This window comes from Rhizobium sp. TAL182, from assembly GCF_002117725.1.
Classification (GTDB): Bacteria; Pseudomonadota; Alphaproteobacteria; order Rhizobiales; family Rhizobiaceae; genus Rhizobium; species Rhizobium esperanzae.
This window is the reverse complement of sequence record NZ_CP021024.1, coordinates 2,158,833-2,178,176: the sequence shown is the minus strand read 5'-3', so window position 1 is coordinate 2,178,176 and position 19,344 is coordinate 2,158,833. Positions and strand designations below refer to the sequence as shown.

At 58.6% G+C, this 19,344-nt stretch carries 17 protein-coding genes and 1 tRNA gene; 11 read left to right on the top strand and 7 right to left on the bottom strand.

The features are described 5' to 3' along the window. Nucleotides 1–19 precede the first annotated feature (19 nt). Complete coding sequence (locus Tal182_RS10955) at nucleotides 20–757, bottom strand: hypothetical protein (protein ID WP_125461477.1); 738 nt, start codon at nucleotides 755–757, stop codon at nucleotides 20–22. A 720-nt stretch (nucleotides 758–1,477) separates the two neighbouring features. On the opposite strand from Tal182_RS10955, the gene Tal182_RS10950 reads away from it, so the two are divergent. The 9 genes from Tal182_RS10950 to Tal182_RS10905 all read left to right on the top strand — a co-directional run bounded on the left by Tal182_RS10950 (nucleotide 1,478) and on the right by Tal182_RS10905 (nucleotide 9,086). Further along, on the top strand, nucleotides 1,478–2,659 hold the full coding sequence (locus Tal182_RS10950; protein WP_085859443.1) for an integrase family protein: 1,182 nt from the start codon (nucleotides 1,478–1,480) through the stop codon (nucleotides 2,657–2,659). 172 nt (nucleotides 2,660–2,831) lie between these two features. Further along, nucleotides 2,832–3,104, top strand: coding sequence for a hypothetical protein (locus Tal182_RS10945; protein ID WP_085859442.1), 273 nt, complete (start codon nucleotides 2,832–2,834; stop codon nucleotides 3,102–3,104). Between the two features lie 329 nt (nucleotides 3,105–3,433). Continuing rightward, complete coding sequence (locus tag Tal182_RS10940) at nucleotides 3,434–4,054, top strand: hypothetical protein (protein ID WP_085859441.1); 621 nt, start codon at nucleotides 3,434–3,436, stop codon at nucleotides 4,052–4,054. Then, nucleotides 4,044–5,363, top strand: coding sequence for a hypothetical protein (locus Tal182_RS10935; protein WP_085859440.1), 1,320 nt, complete (start codon nucleotides 4,044–4,046; stop codon nucleotides 5,361–5,363). The genes Tal182_RS10940 and Tal182_RS10935 overlap by 11 nt, the downstream gene beginning before the upstream one ends. Continuing rightward, nucleotides 5,360–6,262, top strand: a complete 903-nt coding sequence (locus Tal182_RS10930) for a toprim domain-containing protein (RefSeq protein WP_085859439.1) — start codon at nucleotides 5,360–5,362, stop codon at nucleotides 6,260–6,262. Before Tal182_RS10935 ends, Tal182_RS10930 begins: the two co-directional genes overlap by 4 nt. Next, nucleotides 6,259–7,530, top strand: a complete 1,272-nt coding sequence (locus Tal182_RS10925) for an AAA family ATPase (protein ID WP_085859438.1) — start codon at nucleotides 6,259–6,261, stop codon at nucleotides 7,528–7,530. Before Tal182_RS10930 ends, Tal182_RS10925 begins: the two co-directional genes overlap by 4 nt. 442 nt (nucleotides 7,531–7,972) lie before the next feature. Continuing rightward, nucleotides 7,973–8,185, top strand: a complete 213-nt coding sequence (locus Tal182_RS10915) for a hypothetical protein (RefSeq protein ID WP_085859436.1) — start codon at nucleotides 7,973–7,975, stop codon at nucleotides 8,183–8,185. 35 nt (nucleotides 8,186–8,220) lie between these two features. Beyond that, the gene (locus tag Tal182_RS10910; protein ID WP_085859435.1) at nucleotides 8,221–8,679 is read left to right on the top strand and encodes a hypothetical protein; all 459 of its coding nucleotides are present in this window, start codon (nucleotides 8,221–8,223) and stop codon (nucleotides 8,677–8,679) included. Continuing rightward, nucleotides 8,676–9,086 (top strand): transposase, encoded by a 411-nt coding sequence (locus Tal182_RS10905; RefSeq protein ID WP_085859434.1) that lies wholly within the window; start codon nucleotides 8,676–8,678, stop codon nucleotides 9,084–9,086. Before Tal182_RS10910 ends, Tal182_RS10905 begins: the two co-directional genes overlap by 4 nt. A 348-nt stretch (nucleotides 9,087–9,434) precedes the next feature. Here Tal182_RS10905 and Tal182_RS10900 read toward each other — a convergent pair whose 3' ends face one another. The 5 genes from Tal182_RS10900 to Tal182_RS31675 form a co-directional block, all read right to left on the bottom strand. Next, nucleotides 9,435–12,569 carry a type I restriction endonuclease subunit R gene (locus Tal182_RS10900; protein ID WP_085859433.1) on the bottom strand — a complete coding sequence of 1,045 codons (3,135 nt, stop codon included), beginning with the start codon at nucleotides 12,567–12,569 and terminating at the stop codon, nucleotides 9,435–9,437. A gap of 1 nt (nucleotide 12,570) precedes the next feature. Beyond that, on the bottom strand, nucleotides 12,571–13,821 hold the full coding sequence (locus Tal182_RS10895) for a restriction endonuclease subunit S (protein WP_085859432.1): 1,251 nt from the start codon (nucleotides 13,819–13,821) through the stop codon (nucleotides 12,571–12,573). After that, nucleotides 13,818–15,374 (bottom strand): class I SAM-dependent DNA methyltransferase, encoded by a 1,557-nt coding sequence (locus Tal182_RS10890; protein ID WP_085859431.1) that lies wholly within the window; start codon nucleotides 15,372–15,374, stop codon nucleotides 13,818–13,820. Before Tal182_RS10890 ends, Tal182_RS10895 begins: the two co-directional genes overlap by 4 nt. 149 nt (nucleotides 15,375–15,523) lie before the next feature. Beyond that, a complete protein-coding gene (locus tag Tal182_RS10885; RefSeq protein WP_085859430.1) occupies nucleotides 15,524–15,991 on the bottom strand; it encodes a hypothetical protein in 468 nt (155 codons plus the stop codon). Nucleotides 15,992–16,479: 488 nt separating this feature from the next. Further along, nucleotides 16,480–16,866, bottom strand: coding sequence for a hypothetical protein (locus Tal182_RS31675; protein WP_125461476.1), 387 nt, complete (start codon nucleotides 16,864–16,866; stop codon nucleotides 16,480–16,482). Between the two features lie 478 nt (nucleotides 16,867–17,344). Here Tal182_RS31675 and Tal182_RS10875 point away from each other — a divergent pair, with 478 nt between their 5' ends. Continuing rightward, entirely contained in the window at nucleotides 17,345–18,187 is an 843-nt protein-coding gene (locus Tal182_RS10875) for a hypothetical protein (RefSeq protein WP_125461475.1), read from the top strand. 392 nt (nucleotides 18,188–18,579) lie between these two features. Further along, on the top strand, nucleotides 18,580–18,897 hold the full coding sequence (locus Tal182_RS10865; RefSeq protein WP_085859426.1) for a succinoglycan biosynthesis protein exoi: 318 nt from the start codon (nucleotides 18,580–18,582) through the stop codon (nucleotides 18,895–18,897). A 260-nt stretch (nucleotides 18,898–19,157) separates the two neighbouring features. Here the strand turns inward: Tal182_RS10865 and Tal182_RS10860 are convergent. Then, nucleotides 19,158–19,233 (bottom strand) — tRNA-Lys (locus Tal182_RS10860). Nucleotides 19,234–19,344 lie beyond the last annotated feature (111 nt).

Sequence of the window (19,344 nt, the reverse complement as noted above, 5' to 3'; positions counted from 1 at the left end):
GCGCTCTCGGCAAATGTCGCTACTTTGGGATCGTGATATCCCCTTTTTCGTTGCGAATTTCAGCCATTAAACCACCTGACCACCATTGCTCGGCAGCGGCATCACTCCGGAAGAACTCCGCCGGGTCAAATAGAAAATCGTATCTTTTTTGGGAAAGTTCAGCATCTTTGTTGAACGCGTCAACCAACAAGCGATCGAGATCACTTGTGCGCTTCTGAATCGATGCTTCCACGATCGTGACAATGGAACGTAGCAGCTCGTCGATGAATTCGAGCGCCTGCTGCCGGAAGTTGGTGCCTATCCTGACACCGCTGTACATTGTGGGGCCACCTACGTTACTAACGACAACGCGCTCCTCTACCCAGACACTCTCAAAACCAGAGGATCGGTTGCTGTCCAAATGCGCTATGGCTTTGTTCCTTAGATCGCAAACGAAGTCGTGCTTCACCTGCAAATCAGCACCTAGGAAAGGCCTAACCTCGACTGCGGACTTGCCGTTCGACTGAGCATGGAATGTGCGGGCATAGGAAATAACCAAGTCAACCATCAAAGCGCGGCCATATTTCATCCGTGCTTCTTCGCTGTTTTGGGCTACCTCCACCAGAGTGTTCAGCGCCAGGAACATATCTGCGAGTTCATACTTCGCCGTCCATGCTCCTTGAAGCTGTTTAACTGCTCGACGCACCGGCTTATGCTCGCCTCTCGCCAGCAGATATTGAGACAGAGCGGTAATGTCAAAAGCCCATCTTGTAGTCACGGTTGCCTCATTGAGTGAAAGCAACCTTGAACATAGGAGTGAAACGTCAGTCAAGCAGTATGACCATCGGGCCCGGCGGAAGCTATGCGGCGTATGCCAGACGTGGGTTGTCGACGAAATAGTAACTGAGCCGCTTGACCTTGGCGACCGTCGTCGGATTTCCACCCACGGCCAAGCCTCTATCGGCGTTCGGATATAGCCGGATGCTCAGATTGGCGGTGTCGGAGCCGACCTGCCGGCGGTTATGAGCCAATAAGCTTGCTGCTGCGGATCGCCGATAAGTTAGAGCGCGTGCCGCCCGTTAGCCCGCAATTGCGGCAAGAGAAGCGCGTCGTTGCCCATGACCCCGACCTGTGCCCACACCTGTGACGGTGAAGACGCGGGTTAAGCCGCCGGTCCCAGCGTTAGCCTCAGTCGATAGCACAAGTGTTGAATTACCGGTGCCACCTTTCGAATCCGCATACCTGTTAGCGTGGTGGCGACCAGCAAACCGTCGCAGGATAGGCATTCTCACCACTTCTTGAAATCGTTGGTGAGAGCGTCGGGGTTCGAACCCGAGACCTACTGATTAAAAGTAAATAGCGCGCTCCCAAATTTCAAAGTCTTACCTATAGCAACACTTTGTTTTCATTCACATATATATTTCAGCATTGCGCAACATGTTCCAAGGTATAACATAGGGTTTGCGCCCAAATTGCCCAAATTGCCCTGGAGCCATTGATGAAAAAGCAACTCACCGCGATCTCCATCCCCACTTTGCCCGAAGGTGATTATCCCGATCTCCGGATGCCCGGTCTTTCGCTTCGCGTCGGGAAGAAGCGTAAGACATGGACCCTGCGCTATCGAGTCGGGGAGAAATGGCGGCGCGACACCCTCGGGTATTACCTGGGCCTCAATCCGCCCGAGGGCAGCGATCACATGGGCCTAGTCGACGCCCGCGAAGCCGCCCGCAACCGCCTTGATCGCGTCGAGGCTGGGGTGCCGGCCGAGGAGAAGGCCGCGCATCCGAAACAGGCCGGCATGACGCTTGAACAGCTTTTCGACAAATACGAGAAGGCGCGCATGAAGAAGGCCGGCAAGGGCATGAAGACACTACCAGAAGCGATGCGCGCCGTGCGGCGCATTCTCGCCGATTATCTCAAATTACCCGCTAAGAATTTCTCGAAAGGCGATCTCAGAAAGGTGCGTGATGAGGTGGCGAAGTCGGCCCCGCAAATGAGTGACCGGTTCATGAGCTACCTCGGGACGATCATGAAATGGGCGGCCCAGGAAGATCACATCCCGATGAACTTCGTCCCGGATACGCTCAGGGTCGGACCCGGCCTCGTCAAGCGCAAACGGGTTTTGACGCCGGATGAAATGCGCGCCATCTGGGCCGCCTGTCCGCTAATGAAAAGCGCTGAGGGCAAGGCGTACGGCCGCCTCGTCCGTTTTCTGCTAGTTGTAGCGCAACGCATTTCCGAAGGAGCTGCGCTCAAACACGGTGACATTATTGGCGGTAGGTGGAAACAGGGCGAGGAAGACAACAAGTCGGGTCGTGAACACCTGCTGAAATTGCCACAACTCGCTCTCGACCAGCTGGGCACCGGCAAAGCGGACCAGTTCTGCTTCCCCGGCAAAAACGGCAAGCTCGGCGGATTTTCGAAGTTCAAGGAGGAATTGGACGAACTGTCCGGCGTCCAGGGCTGGCGTCATCACGATCTCAGGCGGACCGCGAGCACGAACATGCAGGAACTCAGCATCGAGCCCCACATTATCGACATGGTGCTTAACCACGCCATAAAGGGCGTCGGCGGGCACTACATGCATGCCAAGCTGACTGAGGCCAAAGGCGAGGCGCTGGAAAAATGGGCGGTCGACCTTGCGAAAATTCTGGGTGGACAAACAAGGAACGTGGTGTGATATGTTTATATATCTTGATCCGGCAAGCGAGCGCCACAGCGCTCATAACAACAAGGGCTCTTTGAAGTCCAGCGTGCGTACCGCAGCCAAATGCCTTTCGTTAGGCGGAACCTGGTCTGGTTAGAATTACGCGCTTTGTCCGTATCTTCCGCTAATGGAGCTAGGAGCTGCCATGCCGAAGACGCGCGCGCATACGGGCGACACAAGCGTACCCGTGAACAAACATCCCGATCCCGACCTCGAATACGAATTCTATTACTACGACGATCTGGTCCGCATGGGGATCATCCGGAACCGCACCGATCTGCACCGGAAAATCAAATATGAGGACTTTCCGCGCCCGGAGAAATCTAGCGACGCCATGCAGGCGGCTGCGCCCTATCGGAAAATCAAGGTGCACGCCTACGTCGATCGCCGTGCAGCAAAACGCGGAGGCGTCGCGTGAGTCATGGTCACTTCAAAACCGGCGAAGGCCGCACGTTGCAGCAGCGCGTGCGGCCCTGACCCGATTGTCTTACCAAAGCGGCGGTTTGACAGCGGGCAGGCTACTCCGACAAGACCTGGAATTCAATGCGATCAGGAGCGGCTCGATCGTGCCCGGCATCTTGCCAACTGCGGTCCAAGGCCGGTTCTTGAAGCGTTGCTGGCCGTCCAGCGAGGCGCGTCGGTAGACAGCGTCCTTGCCGCGTTCTTGGCCCTCCCAGCCGGTTGTGATCGGCCGCGCCTTCCCGGCCCTGCCGAGATCATCATCGCAAGCGTCGACGGGAGGGGGCGATGACCGAGATCATTCTCTCCTCGATACGCCGCGACCCCGAATTGCAGATGCGCGAGGCGGGGATCGATCCGGCCGTCGTCGCTGAATATGCCGAGGCAATGGACGCCGGGGCGGAGTTCCCGCCTGTAATCCTGTTCTTCGATGGCGAGGGATACTGGCCCGGCGACGGCTTCCATCGGATCGAGGCAAGCAGGACCCTCGGCAGAGACACAATAAATGCCGAGGTTCGTGACGGCGGCAAGCGCGAGGCAATGCTCCTGGCCGTCGGTGCTAACGCGAACCACGGTCTCCGGCGCACCGGTGCGGACAAGCGCCGCTCGGTGCTCGCGATGCTGCGGGACCCGGAGTGGTCGAAGTGGTCCGACCGGGAGATCGGCAAGCGATGCGCCGTCGATCACAAGACTGTCGGCAAGGTGAGATCTGAGCTAACCGGGGATTTCCCCACTGAGCGGACATACACCACCCGGCACGGCACCGTTGCCACGATGACCGTCCAGCAAGCCGAACCTGCGCCAACGGGCGGCTCCATGGTCGAGCGAATGCTTTCGACGGCCACGACCGAAGCGCTCATAGCCGAGTGCCGCCGGCGCGGGCTGGAGGTTACCGGCCATGCGGATTGAATATGCGACCATCGGAGCACTGGCTGATGAAATCGGCTGCCGCCGTGAAGACCTGATTGCCCTCAGTCCCGACAACGATCCGTTCTACGTCCAGCGGCCGAGTCGTGCGGCGGAGGCGGAGTGGTTCGCAAGCTTGTGGCAGTCCTTGAGCTTTCAGGCTGGGAGCCATCTGCGACGACTGCATTACAGCATCATCTCTCAGGAGCAGCAGATCCTGAAACCAAATGGTGCGCAGTATCTCAACACTGAAAATGACTGGAAGACCCTCCTTTCGGCTTCGCTGTCGGCGCGCTACCTGCGCCTTATCCCGGACGGAGCGCTCGCCGATCACCGGAATGATCCGCCGATTATCAATGCGTCCAATTCCGGAACTCAACAGCCTTGGGTGCGTGTAGCCGGTGGATACCAAGCGGACTTGACCTATCACACCCCAACCAATGAGGTCTGGCCGCCGTGTATCCTTGGTGGCGATCTCACTGTCGCTCAGCCCTACCTTGTGGAGATTTGGGTCGAGAAATCCACGCAGAACGATATCCTCGACCCGTTGGCACGGCGGCTCGGATTCAACCTCGTTTCCGGCACCGGCGAGACATCGGAGATATTGGCGCGGCAAGCGGTGGAGCGAGCTATCTCGGATGGCAGGCCGATGCGGATTCTCTACGTATCGGACTTCGACCCCGGTGGTCGCTCCATGCCGGTCGCCCTTGCAAGAAAGATTGAATTCTGGATTCGCGAAGCGGACCTCGACCTGGACGTGACGCTAGACCCCGTCGTTTTGACGCCCGAGCAATGTGAACAATACCGCCTCCCCCGCACACCGTTGAAGAAGACCGAACGCCGGGCGGCGAAGTTCGAGAAGCGGTTCGGTGAAGGCGCGACCGAGCTGGACGCGCTGGAGGCGCTGCACCCTGGCGAACTAGCAAGGATCGTTGAAAACGAGGTCTGCCGCTACATTGACACGACCCTTTCCTCCCGCGTTTTTGATGTGAGCTGGCGTCATCGGCGGGAGATACAGCGGGTCGAAGAGGAGGTCCTGAAGAATTACGACATCGCCGAAATTCAGCGTCGCTATGACGAGTTGAAGGCATCCTTTAACGCCGGAGCCGAGGCGCTGGAGGAGGAGACGCGAGAACTTTGGCCGCAGATAGCGGAAGAGCTGCAAGCTAGCATCCCAGCCTTCGACCCAGAGGACATGCCGGAGCCGCGCCCTGCTTCGCCTCCTGATGAGCCTCTGTTCGATAGCAGTCGGCCCTATCTAGACCAGATCGACGCCTACCGCCGTTGGCAAGGACGGGGAGGCCCCAAATGAGCCTTCACGATCTTGCGAAGCGGCTGGGCGGCGAACTCGGTCGCAACGGCTTTGTACTCTGTGCCGGCCCCGGCCATTCGCCAAAAGATCGGTCCCTTTCGGTCTGGCTAGACCCCGACGGCAAGCTCCGCATCTATTCGTTTGCCGGAGACGATTGGGCGTTGTGCATGGACGACGTGCGCGCACGCCTCGGCCTGCCCGCGTGGGAACCGGGAAATGGGCGGAAAACTGCGCCGGTTTTCCACGTCTCAAAGCGGCCATCCGATGGCCATGACGAAGCATCCCGCATCGCGCTTGTGCGTCGCCTCTGGCGCGAGGCAGAGGACCCGCGAGCGCCGCCGGTCTCCGCCTACCTCCACCACAGGGGCTTGCCGCCGCTGTCCGACGATCAGCTGCCGCTCTTTCGGTATCATCGACATTGCCCGTTCAGCGGCGAGCGCGTGCCGGCGTTGATCGCCCGTTTCTCGCCAATCGAAAATGATCCCAGCCTTGAGGCCGAGCCGACCGCGATTTTTCGCATCCGCCTCGATCGTTACGACGGCGACCGCCGGAAGCTGGCGCTCGGACCGTCTCGCGGGCAAGTCGTCAAGTTATGTGCCGCCGACTTATCGCTCGGCGGCCTCGGCCTTACCGAAGGTGTCGAAAAGGGTCTGGCGTTGATCGCAGCCGGTTGGCGTCCGGTGTGGGCGACCTGCGGTACGGCGACCATGCGCACCTTCCCGCTGCTCCCGGGCATCGAATGCCTGACCGTTTTTTGCGACCGCGACGAAGCCGGTCGCGATGCGGCGCTGGTTGCCCATAGTCGCTGGAGGGATGCCGGGCGCGAGGCTCGCATCCTAGCACCGCCAGCGCCTTTCAAGGACTGGGACGCTTGGTTTGTCGGAGATGGCGAGACATGAAAACTGTCTACGACGTTGAGCGAGAAGCAGAACGGATCGAGCCGGAATTCGGATTAGAGCCGAACGGCGGTTCAAACCGCCGGTATGGCCCACAGAAGGATCATGGCGACGCTGTCGCCGGCCCTAGGGATAGAGCGGGCGTGCGGCTGATGACCTTCGAGGAATACCGCAGCAGCGCGAGGCATTCTTCTGCCGATTTCCTGGTCAGCGGCCTGATGCGCCTTGGCACCGTCATCGCTATTGGCGGGCGTCCTGGAAGCGGAAAAACGGCGCTGGCGGTAGCGCTCGGACAAGCGTTGGATCGGGGCGAACCGTTCCTCGGGCGCGAGGTCAAATCCGCCGCCGTCGCTTACTTCGCCATCGAAGACGCCAACGATGTAGCGAACCGGCTGGAGGCGCTAGAAGCCGACGGCGTGCTACTCGTTCAATCTGCGGAAGGCATCCCGCTCACGAAGCCCACCCAGGCAAAGGCAATCATCGTCGAGATTATCCGGCAAGCGCGACATCGCAAGCCCGGCCGGCCGGTGCTCGTGGTGATCGATACGCTTCGGGCGGCGCTGGGCGGCGTCTCCGTCCTGGAGGACAAATTTACTTCGCCGGCATTGAACGCACTCCGAGAACTTGCGGAGGCCGAAAACGCGGTGATTGCCATTTTGAACCATACGAACCGTGCAGACCCGAAGGCACTGAAGGGGGAGACGCTTGAATCCGTCGCCGCCCTGGAAATGATCCTGCTGCCGGGCGAAGGCGACTGGTTCACGATTCACGTCGGCAAGAACCGATCGGGACCGGGCAACCGGCAGATCGGCCGGCTGCGCCTTTCCTCAGTAAATGTTGGTGGTGTCGAGGCGGCGGTCGCCGAGGAGATCATTGCCGATGAGCAGCCGGGGGACAGCGGCACGAAAGACCGGAAGCCGGGCGCAAATCAGAAACTCATTCTGAAAATCCTTCAACGGGAAGTTCACGCATCGGGCATTCCCTATCGGCCCTACGGAAGCGACGGGCCGCAGGTGAAGGCGGTGCGCGAAAGCGTGCTGCGCGATGCATTCATGGAATTAAAGGCCGGCGATAACCGCAATTCAAAAAATGTTGCCTTCAATCGCACCTTGGATTGGTTGCTGGAACGCGCCGAGGTCGTTCGTAACGAGGATCAAGCCGGCGTCGGCATGATCTGGTTCGGCAGTCGTGACGATGAGACGGAAGCCATGCGCCGGCAGTTCAAGGTTGTGGCGGATGATGACGATTGGCCGTTAGGCGGTGACAAATGACGTTTTCGAAAAACCCCGGAATTACAGGCAAAAAGGAGGCGATGACATTTTCCCAATCCAAGCATTTGTCACTTTTGTCACCGCTTCTAAAAGAGCCGGTGACATTTTCGGGGGACATAGGGTTTTGTCACTTCTGTCACCGGCAACCGCAGCGTGAATCCCTGCCCACTGAGGGAGGTCAATCACCGTGACGAACAGTGACCTTCCCCTACTCGATGAGATCATCGCGGCCTTGCAGCGCTTGCGAGAGCGGGTGGCCAAAGCGGCGGAACCGGAGCCGGTCCCCGACGTCGCCGACGACGTTTTCGCCCCACGCAATCTGATCGAGCTGCCGCTCGCCGCTCGGCGGCGTCGGATTTCACGTGGAAGGGAAGCCGAGATGACAAGTTATTCGATCGCCCTTGTTAGAAGGTCCCGCCTTCTGAGGCAGGGTTGGTGAACAATGGGTGCCGCAGAACGTCAGCGCCGCTATCGGGACCGGCGAAAAGCTGGCCGCCGCGTGCTCCAAATTGAGATCGACGAGGTCGAACTCGCCGATGCGCTGGAGCGGTTGCATCTTCTCGACCCGTTGGAAGCAGACGATGATGAAGCAGTCCTGCGGGCCTTCCATAAAATGGTCCGGGTGCTCTGCCGGGGGCTGGCCGATGACGCATAACGGCTCGCTACATCGCAATTTGCTACAGTCGGGAAATGAGTGAATTGACAACATGCGACATAGCGAAGTCGGAGGCGATCAGCGATGCTGCGCTGCATGAGGCTGCGCACGCCCTGGCGGCGCTCGACCATGGGATCGGCGTGCTCCATGTCAACCGGCGCGAGGTGCGTCTCGCGTCTCCTGGCGATCTTCTTGAACGCGGATGTCACCACGGCGCGATTGCAATTGGCTACGCGGTTACTGCTTTAGCCGGCCATGCGGCAGCGCCTGAAACCGGACTGTCGGCATCGGATGAACTGCTTGTGGAGCATGCATTTTTCTTGGCCTCCTGGTCCGATCCTCGCGTCGCGATGCTTAGCGCGCTTACCGCCCTCGCCGAGGATTTCGTAATCGGCCATCGCGAGCAGATCGAAAATCTAGCCAAAATCCTTGATCAGGATCGCAATTTATCGGGCTCCGAGGTCGAGGAGATTTTCGGGAGCATGGGGCAATGACCGACAAGGACGATGACGTGCAGCTCGCCATGATCTCGGCCCGCGCCGAGGAGATCAGAACCGGCCTCGACACCAACTTCACGGAGGAGCAGCTTCAGCGGCCAGCGAGCAGGCGTCTGGTTCACGCGCTCATCGCGGCCACGACCGCTAGTACAGCAGCGAAGCTGAAGGCGCTCGCTGCCCGGATCGAAGCAATTGAGGAAGGTGGAATTAGATATCTTGGGAACTATCAGCGCGCATCCTCCTACAGCAAAGGCGATACCGTCACGCATTCCGGAAGCCTTTGGGTTGCCCTGAAGACTGTCGCAGAGGGCACGGCACCCGGCAGCGATCTAGCCTGCTGGCAACTGGCCTCGAAAGGCGACAGACCGGTTAAACGCACCACGGCGGGATCGACCCCGGCATGATGATCATCGATCTACCCCCTCGAATGGCCAGCGCCGTCGAAAGAGCTTGGAAGCTCGCTACCGAGCACCTGCAAAGGCCCCTCACGGATGAGGAAGCTGCGATCATCGTTGCGGCCGTATTTCGGTATTTCGACGAGCCCGATGCACCTACGACACGGCTCCAGTAACAGGTCGCGCGCCTTAGTACGGATGGATTGATGAGCTGACGGCTGAACAGCAGGAGCAGATCCCCTTGCTGCCGCTCGCACCCGTCGCGGACAGTCGCCCTGAGAGCGGGGCGACGTTTCTGTCCCTCAGCCCATGTTGTTGGGACCTGCTTTCGCGTCACCCGTAAAGCTGCTGAGGGCGCTATGCATATCGGCGTAAGACGAAATCCCAGACCTGGTTCACCTTGCTGTCCCACAATGCCTGCGGATAAGGATTTTCCGGCAGTTCATTGAGGCGCTGCCGGATAGCGGTCCAGACCGCGCCCCGCGTTTCCTGCCCGCGAACCCAGTCTATTGCGCCAGTGAGCTCGTGGAGCTTCTCCAGCAGCGATCGGGCCACCCGTTTGACCTCTTGTTCCTCTGCCTTGGTGAGCTTTGGTTCTGGCTTGACCAGCAGATCGAAGATCGCCAGTTCCTCCTGCGACAGCTCCTCGCGTGCGGCGCGTCGCTCTTCGACATCCATGTCGCGGATAAAGTCCTTCAACTTCTCGAAGAACTGTTCGGCATCGACCGAACCGGCGTTGTAGTCCGCTACCAGTTTTTCCAGCCGTTCCACCAAATGCTGCCGTGTGGGGTTCTGCTCTGCCAGCTCGTGCGCCTTTTCCTCTGCCCCCTCGCGCAGCCTTTCGGCGGTGACCTTTGGGCTGACCGCAAAAAGATCGGCCAGCTTGTCGAAGTCGATGCCGGACAGGTCCACACGTCCCTCGGCGGTATCGCCTTCGACGATGGGCGTCAGGATCGCGACACCTTCCAGCTTCTCGTCGAGCAGTTCGGTAATGCGGGCGGAGATTGCGGATACATCGATAGGACCAAGCCTTGCCCTCACCGCATCGGAGAGCGTGTGGAATACGGCAACCGGCCTGAGATAGGGTGCGGCGCGATCGTCGGGCAGCAGAGCCTTGTATGCTCTTGTCACCGCACCCGTCAGGCGCAGGAACTCGCGGCGGCGCTCGTCGGGTGCGATCAGGATTTCAATGGCTTGATTGATCAGCCGCAACCGATCGAAATCACGAACCGCCATGATGGCATCGGCTTCGACGCCTAATGGCCGGACGAAGGCCCTTACCGAAGCTAGGGCCTGTTCAAGGGTGGCGACAAGCGCTTCCTTGTCCTTGATCGGCGTTTCCTCGCCCCCGCCGCCTGCGTAGATGGCGAGCGCCTTCTGGAGGTTCTGGAACACGCCGACATAATCAACGATGACGCCGGACGTCTTTCCTTCGGCCCGCCGGTTGGCGCGGGCGATGGTCTGCATCAGCGTATGGTTCTTCATCGGCTTGTCGAGATAGACGGTGCCGATCGTGGGCACGTCGAAGCCGGTAATCCACATGGCGCACACGAACACCAGCCGTAGCGGATCATTCGGATCCTTGAACTTGGCCTCGAGGTCTTCCCGCTGCATGCGCTCGCGGTGCGGCAGGATGTCGAGCCCCTTCTTGCGCAGATCGTCGATTTCGTTCTGGCTCTGGCTGACGACCACAGCCATATCGACTTCACGCAACCACATCAGCCGTTCGGCGATTGCCGCGCCTTCCGCTTCGTGGGCGGTTTTTAGGCGCTCCTCATCCTGTGCGATCAGGCGGCCAATGGCGGCCTTGACTCTGTCATGCATGGCAACGGCCGTTGCCTTGTCGATGGCGACGAACATCGCCTTGCCGCGATAGCCGCGCATGGCGAAATGCAGCGCCACGTCCTCGGCCACCTTGTCCAGCCTGTCCGGCGCGGTGATGAGCGTATAGTGGCGGGCGAACTGCTGGCTGAGCTTCTTTTCCTGCTCCTCGTCCAGCATCGCCTCGTCGAGCAGCGTGTCCAGCTCTTCCCGCAATTCATCGGCATTGAGCTGCAACTCCGGCTTCCTCGCCTCGTAGAACAGCGGGACCGTCGCTCCGTCACGCACGGACTGGGCGAAATCATAGATGGAGACGTAATCGCCGAACACCTCGCGGGTGCGGCTTTCCTCGCCCTGGATTAGCGGGGTACCGGTAAAGCCGATGAAGGACGCATTAGGCAGCGCCGCGCGCATATTCGCGGCGAGCTGGTCATACTGGCTGCGATGGGCCTCGTCGGTCATAACGATGATATCAGACCGTTCGGACAAGATCGGCATCGATTCGCGGTCGGCCGTGCTGAACTTCTGGATCAGCGTGAACACATAACGTTCGTTGCCCGCCAGAAGCTCCTTCAGATGGGCGCGGCTTCCCGCCTGTGCCTGATCGATATCCTTGGTGAGCGCGCCGGTAGAGGCGAACTGGCCGGCGATCTGGTCGTCCAGCTCCGTCCGGTCGGTGATGACGACGAACGTATAGTTTCCGCCCAGCCGGCGCAGCACCTTTTCGGCGAACATCACCATGGAAAGGCTCTTGCCCGATCCCTGCGTGTGCCAGAATACGCCGAGCCGGCCCCGATTGCGCTCGATATGGCGGACGGCATCGATGGCGCGATTGACCCCCAGCACCTGATGATATTTGCCGACCACCTTGCGCAGGCCGCCGCGCGCCTCATCGAAGAGCACGAAGTTCTCGATCAAGTCGAGAAAACGGGCGGGCTCGCAAGTCGCACGCAACAGAGTTTTCAGGCTGGGATCGTCGGGCTGGTCTTCTTCCAGCCGCTTCCACGGTGCGAAGACTTCGTAGGGCGCATGACTGGCCCCCATCACCGCTTCCAGTCCGTTCGACAGGATCACGAAGCCGTTGGCCGGGAACAGCTGCGGGATGGCGTCGCGGTAATCGCGCAGATTGTCGTCATAGGCATCCGCGAGTGGGCAGGTAGGGTTTTTCCATTCCGCCAGCAGCAGCGGCAGGCCATTGACGAAGCCGATCGTGTCAGGCCGGCGATGGTGCAGCACGCCGTGGATCCACACTTGGCTGGCGACAAGAAAATCGTTGGCGGCGATATCGCGCCAGTCGATCACCCGCACCAAGAGATCGTCGAATTTGCCGTCATCACGCCGCACCTGCACCGGCACGCCGTTACGGATCAGAGCCAGCACTTCACGGTTGGCGGCGACCGGAAGCATGGCCGAACGGTCACGGGTGATTTCTGCCTCGGCCAGCGTAAGGGCTTCGGCCGGCAGGCTGGGGTTCAGTTTGCGCAATGCCGCCTTCAGGCGCGCAGGAAGAAACGCCTGCTGAAAGCTCGTGCGTCCCGTGGGATTCGCAGGCCCCGGCACTTCCCCGTGCAGATCGACATGCTGCCAGCCCAACCCCTGCAAAAGGGCAAGGGCGGGCCTCTCGACGATACCATCCTCTGACGCGACAAGGCCGATGAGTGACGGTGCCATGTCAGGCTGCCTCTTCCAATTCGCGTTCGGCTTGCTCGACGGAAAGCTGGCCGGAGATCAGGCGCGGGAGCAGGAGATCGCGGGAGGCGGAGAGGTGAGAGTTTTGCCGTTCGACAACACTTCGAAGCTCCCAAAGGGGCGCTACGATGCGGTCAAATAACTCAGAAACTCTCGCGGGAGGCAGCGCCACTCTCGCAGCTGAAACCTTTTCTTTACTGATATTCTGCTGCGCAGCACCTTGGCCGACGGAAATGAACCAGTCTTTCAAGTGGGAAAGCGTGTGGAAGAGCTGCCATCGTCGCATTCGGACGCCATCCGGGACGATCCCCAGAGCTGCCTGATTGCTGGAGCATTCCACCGCGGCAATAGCGAGTGCGCCGATCGTGGCGCCATACAATGCGATGAAGACCGTCCCCACCGGAAACACTCGAACTTTGTTGGCATCGACCGCGATTTTTGACACGCGTTCGTTCGCCGAGAAGAGAAAACCGTTATTTAGCTCTCCGGTGGTGAACCACTCCAACACTCCATCTTCCCAATATGCAGGCTCCTTTCTGGAGGGTGTCGAACCTGATTTGATAATCCGACTGACCTCTCCAATCGTTCCCCAAGTCCATCCCTCCGGCAGGGGGCCATCGGGTGTATCGAAGATCGGCACCTCTTCATAACCGGGGAAACGGAAGCGGACAAACCATTCCGCGAATAGCCCCCGCGCCATCTCCTCCAGCACGGCGATCTGCCGCCGGTTGACCTCGATCAGGTCGTCATACGCCCCAAGGATCGACGCTATGCGGCGCTGGGTTTCGAGGGGTGGAGCGTCGATCTCGACTTCGGAAAATGCAGTTTTGTTGATGATCGGTGTGGCCGCGCCTGCTGCACGTGCCATCAATTCACCGGCTTTTGTTTGCAACCCGTAATAGACAAACCCTGGATCGAAAAGATCAGGGTCAACAATCACGCTGTTGACTTGCTGATTGGTCTGAGATGGCTTGCTCGTCATACAGATTTTGCCGATGGTCGCGCCAATACAGACGACGCAGACCGCGCTTGCTGGCAACAAGGTCCGCTTTTTGCTGTCCCAATCAGTCGAAACGAAACGCTCGGTTGAGATGGTGCGATCGTCGTAACCCATATCGCTTGGGGTTATGAACGGAATGTTTCCGTCGAACAGTTCCGGTTGCGATGACGGCGGTGTTTTCCCGGTCACTATGCGGCCCAAGTCCGCAATACGATAAGTACGCCACTCGCTCACGCCAGCACCTCGGCCACATTCGCCGCTATCACATCCTGCAAGCGCACCGCTTCGGCGTTCAGCCCTTCTAGTTCTTCCTGCAAGGCTTCCAATCGCTCGCGGAAATCCTCATCCTCCACCTGCTCGCCCGGAGCGACGCCGACATAGCGACCGGGGTTCAGGCTCCAGTCCTGCGCAGCGATCGCAGCACGCGTGGCGACCTTGCACAGGCCAAGCACGTCCTTGTATCCATCGCCCCCGAAGATCTCATTCATCTTGGGGCCGCTGCCCGCTTCCAGTTCCTTCTCTTCACCGCGCCATAGCCGCACGATGTTTCCGATGAACTCGATCTGGTCCGGCGTGAAATCGCGCTGGGCGCGGTTGACCTGACGGAAGATGTGCCGCGCGTCGATGAACAGCACCTCGTCCGCCCTGTTGCCTTTCCTCTTGCCCTTGTCCAGGAACCAGAGCGTCACCGGCAGGGTGACCGTGAAGAACATGTTGGGCGAAGTGCTGACGATCACGTCCACCGCGCCGGTTTCGATGAGCTTGCGACGCAACTCGCGTTCCGATCCGCCTGCATCGGATGCGGAATTCGCCATGACGAAACCCGCGCGCCCTTTCTCATTGAGCGCGGCGTTAAACAGGCCGATCCACAGATAGTTCGCGTTGTTGACCGTGGGGACGCCAAGCGAGAAGCGCGCGTCGACATGACCTGCCTCGCTCACCAGCCGGGACCGATCGACCTCCGACTGGTTGAACGGCGGGTTCGCCATCACGAAATCAAACTTGCCGACCATTGCGTGCGGGTCTTCATAATAGCTGTTGGCCACCCGCACATCGCCGGACACCCCATGAACCGCGAGATTGAGGCGGCAGAGCTTCTGCGTGTCCTCCATCTTCTCGGTCCCGTAGATGCTGATCTCGCGGCTCGGGTTCTTATGATGCCGCTTCACGAACTCTGCGGAATGCACGAACATGCCGCCAGAGCCGCAGGCCGGATCGAATATCTTGCCATGATAGGGCTCGATCACCTCAACGATCAGCTTCACGATCGACGATGGCGTGAAATACTCTCCGCCCTTCTGCATGAAGGCCGAGGCGAACTCGCCCATGAAATATTCAAAGATCAGCCCATAGGCATCGCCTTCGATCTTCAGCGGAGAGAGCAGGCGCAAGACTTCGCGCAATACGCTGTTGGGCAACGCGCCGTAACCTCGCGGCAGGACGCCGGCAAGATCGGGGTTATGCTGCGTGATAACCTCCATCGCCGCATTCAACGCCTCGGCGAGGTTTTCAGTTTCCGGCAGACCAAGCAGGTAGGAGAAGCGGGCATGATCGGGCAGGAATACCGCACCATGTCCGTGATAATCCTGGGGCGTCGGCTTCAAGCGGCCAGTGAAGGTTTTGGACAGCTCGGCGTGAACAAGATCGAACCGGGCCTCCATCTGCCGCAGCGCGATCAGGGCAAGCACCGGCTGGGCATACTGGTCAGGACGCAACGCAGTGTTAGTCCAGAGTTGCTCGGCGGTTTTGAATAGGCGTCGTGAAAGGTCCTGAAGATCAACTGACAATGATGTGTCCCCTAGATGCGTATTCGGATATCGTTGAGGTACTTATGATGATTTGAAAATTAGTGTCGACCAAATAGTTGGACCGCGACCTTCCCAGTGGGGGGCGGCGCAACAACCGATGCCGTGCGGTAGGGGACCCGCGTGCCCTCTCATCCGCAGAAATTTTTTGACGCCGATGAAACATCACGTGGGCTGCATTTCGCCGAAATAGCGATTGCCACCAAACCGTCATCCATCGTGCCGCACAACGGCGACGTTACTTGGAATTGGGATACCCGTTGCATCTTGGCCTCATGCCGATTCCAGATCGCCAGAAACGCTGTCGTCACGATGAAGAAAAGCAGCGCTGCCAAATGGATTTTGCCGATGCGGCGCGCGAAATAGGATTTGGCCTTGGCCTCGACAGCCTGGGCCATGGCCCTATTCCGCCTGTCGCCATCGAGAAGATACCGGACCATGCGTCCACGTGAACGATCCTGCGCGCGGGACCCATCATTGTCCCTCGGCTCTGCATTCAACCCATGACGCACGGCGTTAAAGATCAGGATTACCAGCAACATCCAGAGTATTAGGAAGGACAGTCCAAAAAGGCGTCCGCTGGGGGTGGTCATGTCCATCGCAGTCTCCGGGCCACAGAGCAATGATCGCCCCTGCCATCAAAGAGGAACTGGCGCATGATTTCAACCTCGGGGCGCACATCTTCATGGCAGTTGCCAACTCACATGCGTATATTTCCCGTCTATGGATCAAGTACCGAAAAAACACCCTGGTAGACTTCCGCATCACCCTGCGGACATGCAACGCCGTCTCGTCCAGATTCTCGCCTCTCAGGGCATCCGACAGGCGGAAATCTGCCGCGTTCTGGGCGTCTCCGAGAAGACGCTTCGGAAGCACTATCGGAGCGAGCTGGACATCGGTGCCGCAAAGCTCGAATGCGCCCTTACTCACCACCTCCTCCGCATCGCCGGAGGTAGAGACGCCGTCGCTTTGAAGGCGATCAGGTTCACGTTGCGGTCACGCTTCGGCTGGTCGGAATTCGCGCCACGGCCGGCCGGCTGAAGGCCGCATGCGCCGGATTACCTCAATTATCTCCAACTATCGCACGTCAGCGTGCTTTTGCCGTGTTTCGTTTGTTCATTAGTTTCTTTACGGCGTTTTCAAATTCCACTCGTGTCGCAAGCCACCGGCGGATCAGAATGTCCGCATATTTTCCGTTTCCAACGTCGACCAGGCCTTTCAGTTTTTTGGGAAGTGGAGGCATCGGCTTGCCATCAAGATGATGGGATGCGCATCTGATAATGAATCCATCAAAAGACGGGCGCTTGTTTCCAAGTGTTAACGGGCCCTGAACGCCACCATTCCGTGGCTCAAGTGGTTCCCTTCGCGCCTTTTCGGCGTCATCAATTAAACGAAGTAAATCTCGCTGATGGTTGAGCTTTGACATTCTCTGTCCACGAAATTTTTGCGGATATTGCACGATCGGCGGCGTCATGTCACCTCCTGATACTCGTGGAAAAACGAGCGCGGCCCAACGATCGGCGGCCCCTGAAAGTGGCTGCCGTCGCGGTGGCAAACAAGACTGCGAGGGTCGTCTAGACACTCCTTACCAAGGGCGAGGACTATCAAGCGGGCGGCAAACTGGCGGACGCCCACGCGTAACCAAGCTTCGCCTGCGTACTTATTCTGTTAGGTGCAGGAGGTGATCGGCGGCAAGTGTGACAAAAATGAAGTCTCTCTTGCGTTTGCTCTCGGCCTCGGGCAGCTTTTAGTTGTGCTTGATTAGAGAATCGCATCTCTTCTGGTGAGACGCTTTCGCAGGCCGAGAAATTGGGAGACTTCACATTACCTGCGTACAAAATGTGATTGGTGTAGGACGCGAAAGCCGACCCTGCCGAGGCTGGCGACACCCTCGGCCATGCGAGGACAGGAGATGAGCTGCCTTTTATAGGGCCGCTGGGGAGGTTATCCAATTGACAGTTTGCGTCTGCGTGAAAGTGAACGAATGCATGGTTTTCGCTGCCGATAGCGCGTCAAGCTTCGACGCCGGTGGAGCTAAGGATGGTAACGGCGATCCTATCCAGCAGGTCTATCGGCACGGAAACAAAGTATTTCAACTCCACCGCGAATATCCGATTATGGCCATGACCGCAGGCTTAGGCAATTTCGGGCAAGCCTCGATTGCGATGTTAGCGAAGCAGTTTCGCCATATGATCGGCGCAAAGGGAACAAGTCCGCTCGGCATCGATTATAAAATGGAAGACGTTGTCGGATTGGCGCAAAAATTCTTCCTGATAGAGGAATTTGTTAACGTACCTGACCCGGCAGGAGTTGGCTTTGAGTTTTGGATCGGCGGCTATTCGTCCGGCGAAAAGTTGCCGGAGCTTTGGAAGTTAACTGTTTTCAACGGCAATGTTCAGGATCCCACTTTGGTCGCAGGAACATCTGAAATCGGCATCTATTGTGGCGGCCAACGCGATCCTATCCAACGGCTAATCGGAGGATTCGGGTGGAAGTTGGAAAAGATTTTGAATGATCACGGCGTGACTGCAGATAAGTTCCCCGCCTTGTACGCGTCGGTCGCTCCAGAATTGTTTTTGCCGTTGATCTCACCCGTAATGCCTATACAAGATGCAATCGATCTAACGGAGTTCTTGGCCGATATGACGAAAAAGGTCTTTCGATTCCGCGCTGTACCTGAATACGTTTCAGGCGACATAGACGTAGCGACGGTAACGAAATATGAGAACTTCCGGTGGATAAAGAGAAAGCACTATTATCCTCTTGGACTCAACCAACAGGTGGACCATGTCTGATCAGCTTCGCAAGGAGAAAGAAATCGTCGGTCGGTTAGACGATTCTGCGTTCAAGCTACCTCGTGAGACGGAACAGCGCCTGATCAGAGAGTTCCGGTCGCCGTTCCCCGTTAGCGAATCTGAGCAAAAGCAGACCAGTTTGCTGCTCGCGAATGCATGCTGGAACTACAGCAAGCAGTAATCGCTTAGCTGATCTTGAGCCAGTGCCGGATCCAAGCCGGTGTCGCTCATTCAAGACGATAGGATCTTGTTGGCAGGCCGGCAAAAGCGATCGGCCGATCCGTGCGACAGCAGCTCGACGCGTTTTTGAAGGTCGAGATAAGCCTTTTGGATAGATGTTCGTCGTGCCCCAGCGAAGTTACAATCCCCGCGCGAAATGACGGGGATGGGGCATGCGTCGCAGTTATCGCAATCCGCAGAAGCGATCGGTGCTTCTCAAGTTCCCGGGCTTAGTGATCGGCGCGCTTGCGTTTGGAGCGGCCGGCGGCTGGACCGCGAGCGACATCCTGGCCTCATGGAGCGCCTCTGGCGGCTCCGGTCTATCGTGCAGGATCAAGGGCAACATCTCCATCGACACGGGCGAGCGCATTTTCCACGTTCCGGGGCAGAAATACTACGCACAGACGAAGATCAGCCCCCAGTATGGAGAACGGTGGTTCTGCTCGGAATCTGAAGCTTGGGCGGCCGGCTGGCGGAAATCGAAATCGTGATGCTTTCTTCCCGGCGCGCCACATTGCGACGACGTCGTGAGGGTTCATCGCATCGGCCGGATGGGCGCGGGAGAAGTAGGGATTCGGCACGAGTGTGAGGCGAAGTCGGGCTTTTGGTGGCGCTGGCATGCGGCAGAGAATGCCATGATTTGGGCAGAGCGAAAATAAGGTTTGCGCCCAAAAATGCGCCCAAATTCGCAAACCGCCTTTTCTGGCGCTTCTGGTCTATGGCATAAGCCTCTGCTTTTATTGAGATATTTTGGTGAGAGCGTCGGGGTTCGAACCCGAGACCTACTGATTAAAAGTCAGTTGCTCTACCGGCTGAGCTACGCTCTCCCTCTCCGCAGGTGTGGGGCACCCCGGCTGGAAGTGGGCGGAACATAGGCAGGTGACCCATTGCGGTCAACCGAAAAATTCGGCTTTTGCGAAGGTAGGGCACATTTCTCT

What these genes read in the sequence shown, in the direction of transcription:
- Tal182_RS10925 (WP_085859438.1), top strand. Translation starts at nt 6,259, where the DNA reads ATGAAAACTGTCTACGACGTTGAGCGAGAAGCAGAACGGATCGAGCCG.
- Tal182_RS10950 (WP_085859443.1), top strand. Translation starts at nt 1,478, where the DNA reads ATGAAAAAGCAACTCACCGCGATCTCCATCCCCACTTTGCCCGAAGGT.
- Tal182_RS10900 (WP_085859433.1), bottom strand. Translation starts at nt 12,569, where the DNA reads ATGGCACCGTCACTCATCGGCCTTGTCGCGTCAGAGGATGGTATCGTC.
- Tal182_RS10945 (WP_085859442.1), top strand. Translation starts at nt 2,832, where the DNA reads ATGCCGAAGACGCGCGCGCATACGGGCGACACAAGCGTACCCGTGAAC.
- Tal182_RS10940 (WP_085859441.1), top strand. Translation starts at nt 3,434, where the DNA reads ATGACCGAGATCATTCTCTCCTCGATACGCCGCGACCCCGAATTGCAG.
- Tal182_RS10935 (WP_085859440.1), top strand. Translation starts at nt 4,044, where the DNA reads ATGCGGATTGAATATGCGACCATCGGAGCACTGGCTGATGAAATCGGC.
- Tal182_RS10910 (WP_085859435.1), top strand. Translation starts at nt 8,221, where the DNA reads ATGAGTGAATTGACAACATGCGACATAGCGAAGTCGGAGGCGATCAGC.
- Tal182_RS10865 (WP_085859426.1), top strand. Translation starts at nt 18,580, where the DNA reads ATGCGTCGCAGTTATCGCAATCCGCAGAAGCGATCGGTGCTTCTCAAG.
- Tal182_RS10915 (WP_085859436.1), top strand. Translation starts at nt 7,973, where the DNA reads ATGGGTGCCGCAGAACGTCAGCGCCGCTATCGGGACCGGCGAAAAGCT.
- Tal182_RS10885 (WP_085859430.1), bottom strand. Translation starts at nt 15,991, where the DNA reads ATGGACATGACCACCCCCAGCGGACGCCTTTTTGGACTGTCCTTCCTA.
- Tal182_RS31675 (WP_125461476.1), bottom strand. Translation starts at nt 16,866, where the DNA reads ATGACGCCGCCGATCGTGCAATATCCGCAAAAATTTCGTGGACAGAGA.
- Tal182_RS10905 (WP_085859434.1), top strand. Translation starts at nt 8,676, where the DNA reads ATGACCGACAAGGACGATGACGTGCAGCTCGCCATGATCTCGGCCCGC.
- Tal182_RS10930 (WP_085859439.1), top strand. Translation starts at nt 5,360, where the DNA reads ATGAGCCTTCACGATCTTGCGAAGCGGCTGGGCGGCGAACTCGGTCGC.